The organism is uncultured Campylobacter sp. (genome assembly GCF_937949835.1).
GTDB lineage: Bacteria > Campylobacterota > Campylobacteria > Campylobacterales > Campylobacteraceae > Campylobacter_B.
Window position 1 is genome coordinate 1 of record NZ_CALEDC010000298.1, and the last position, 1,043, is coordinate 1,043.

General features: G+C 50.8%; 2 protein-coding genes. Both read left to right on the forward strand.

Annotated features, from left to right (window positions below; all coding sequences use genetic code 11):
* Positions 1–134 precede the first annotated feature (134 nt).
* Positions 135–803, forward strand: coding sequence for an SDR family oxidoreductase (locus Q0256_RS06760; protein ID WP_297961485.1), 669 nt, complete (start codon positions 135–137; stop codon positions 801–803).
* Positions 790–1,043: hypothetical protein (locus Q0256_RS06765; RefSeq protein WP_297961488.1), on the forward strand; the 254-nt coding region annotated here is incomplete at its 3' end. The genes Q0256_RS06760 and Q0256_RS06765, both read left to right, overlap by 14 nt.

Sequence of the window (1,043 nt, forward strand, 5' to 3'; positions counted from 1 at the left end):
AAGTCGCGACGCGGTTTAAATAAACCGCGCAAATTTAGCGGCAAATACAGCGGGTAATAAATTTAGCGCAGCGAAATTTACATGACGCGCGAAATTTAACGCGCCGAAGCCGCATAAAATTTAAAGGAGAAAAGATGAAAGCATTGATCACGGGCGCAAGCGGCGGTATCGGCAGCGCGGTTGCGGAGCTTCTGCGACAAAACGGCTATGAAATTTTAACGCTAGCCTCGCGCTTCGAGAATACGTACGCGCTAGCAAAGGAGTGCCGCGCGCTGGCTGCGGCGTGTGAGATTGACGCGCTGATTTTGTGCGCGGGTACGGCGAAATTTGCGCCGCTTGAGGCGATGAGCGAGAGCGAAATTTTAAAAATTTTAAACGTAAATCTCGCCGCAAACATCATCATCACGCGCACGCTTTTGCCGAATTTAAAGCGCAACCGCGCCCATATCATCGGCATTAGCTCGATCGAGGCGCTGCGGGCGAGCCGCTTTAGCGCGGTTTATAGCGCGAGCAAGGCGGGGCTGCGGGCGTTTCTGCTCTGCCTTTTCGAGGAGGCGCGCAAGCAGATCAGAGTAAGCTGCATCAACCCTGACATCACCAAAACGCCGTTTTACGAGGATTTGAGCTTCGAGCCTGCAGATGATGAGGCAAGCTTCGTGGATGCGGGGGAGATCGCAAATTTCACGCTGCAAATTCTGCGCACGAAGTCCAACGTAAGCGAGTTTACGATCCGCCCGCAAATCGTAAATCTGCGGAAAAAATCAAAATTTAATCGCGAAGGAGGCGAGCTTGAAAATCGGTAAAAGTCATGTTTTTGTGCTAGCTGTGGCGCTTCTTATTATTTATGCCGCGTTTGTAAGCGGTAGCGGCGGGTATTGTAGCGCGAGAGAATTTTTTTCAGGCAGGCATGATGAGGAGGATGACGCCTGCATCGCTAAGCTGATAAAGCGAGCGGACGACGGAAATAGTTTTGCAGAAAGTAGGCTTAGATACCCAACTATGGAATATATCAAGCGAGTGTGCGAAAAGGGAGTGGAAAGCTT